The 1,543-nt window shown below is 37.8% G+C and carries 2 protein-coding genes; one reads left to right on the top strand and one right to left on the bottom strand.

What is annotated here, in order from left to right:
• The coding region (locus tag PLK24_RS11375; protein ID WP_324479237.1) for a YgiQ N-terminal domain-containing protein at positions 1 to 488 on the bottom strand (488 nt) is incomplete at its 3' end.
• Positions 489 to 648: 160 nt separating this feature from the next.
• Here PLK24_RS11375 and PLK24_RS11370 point away from each other — a divergent pair.
• A partial coding sequence (locus PLK24_RS11370) for an ABC-F family ATP-binding cassette domain-containing protein (RefSeq protein ID WP_324479235.1) occupies positions 649 to 1,543 on the top strand: 895 nt, incomplete at its 3' end.

The following is a 1,543-nucleotide window of genomic DNA, read 5'->3' as shown; positions in this document are numbered from 1 at the left end:
CCAGAATCAAGAAGCAGTGAAGGTCGTAACCGATTTTCCCAGTAATCGTAATGGGCTAAACGTCGCAGGCTGGCTTCGATCCCTCCCAGTATGATTGGGATATCACCATAGACTTCACGGATTTTCTGAGAATAGACGATAGTTGCTCGATCCGGCCGAAAACCGGTTTTTCCTGCCGGTGAATAATCATCTTTGGTTCTTTTTCTTTTCGCTACAGTATAATGATTCACCATTGAATCGAGGTTTCCAGCAGTGACTAAAAAAGCTAAACGCGGCTTACCTAAGCTGGTGAAATCACGAGCATCCTGCCAGCGAGGTTGAGGCAAAATCCCAATTCGATAACCACGGCTCTCTAAATAACGGGATATTATTGCCGTTCCAAAGGAGGGATGATCAACATAGGCATCTCCTGAAACCAGGATAAAATCCAGTTCATCCCATCCTCGGGTTTTCATTTCGCTTTTGGTGGTTGGTAAGAAATTTTTCATAAATTTTCCTCGATTATTTTAAATGGGTTTGATAAATTAAGCTCCTACGGAAAATAGGGAGAATGTAATTTATTGTACCGAGTTCACTTTGGGCATTAAGGCAAAAAGTTGATATAATAAATATTTGTTATTTTATCATGGTCATAGGGAATTGCTAAAAATGATACAACTCCAAGACATTTATCTCAGCTTTAACGGAAAGACACTATTTAATAGTCTTTCTTTGTCTATCAACGAAAAAAATCGCATTGGCTTGGTCGGTAATAATGGTACCGGTAAAACGACCCTTTTCCATATTATTCTTGGAAAGACAACTCCCGATCGGGGCTTGGTAGAAGTTCCAAATAATAAAACCATCGGGTATCTTCCTCAGGATTTGGTGGAATTAGAACCAATCAACATTATAGACTTTTTAAAAAATGTTACCGGCTTAAAAGTAGTTGAGACCACTCTCAAATCCTGTGAACATAAAATGGCATTTACCGATCCTCAATCTGACCAATATCAAAATCTTTTAAAAAAATATGAGGAAGCCTCACACCTCTTCTCAGTCTTCGATGGATATTCTTTTGAAGCAAAATCCAAAAAAGTTCTTCATGGTTTGGGTTTTGAGGAAAAAGATTACAGTAAGTTGTGTACTGAGTTTTCCGGCGGTTGGAAAATGAAAATACTCTTAGCTTCAATTCTTCTTTCAAATCCCGATATCATGTTACTTGATGAACCGACCAATCACCTTGACACTGAAAATATGGAATGGATGGAAAAGTATCTCGAAGATTATTCGGGTACGCTGGTTACTATTTCCCATGACCGGCGTTTTTTAGATAAAATCACCCAACTAACCTTCGAAATTTTTAATGGAAAATTGAACCTCTACCATGGGAATTATTCCTTCTACTTAAAAGAAAAGGATCAAAAACGTTTACTCATTGAAAAAGAAATTGAAACCCAACGGAAAAAAATCGAAAAGACCGAAGCCTTTATTGAGCGATTTCGCTATAAAGCGACCAAAGCAGCACAAGTTCAAAGTCGAATTAAAATGTTAGAAAAGTTCA

Origin of the sequence: Atribacter sp. (genome assembly GCF_035418125.1) — a bacterium.
Lineage (GTDB): Bacteria > Atribacterota > Atribacteria > Atribacterales > Atribacteraceae > Atribacter > Atribacter allofermentans.
Note: the sequence above shows the minus strand (reverse complement) of the source record. Positions and strands in the feature narration are given on the sequence as shown.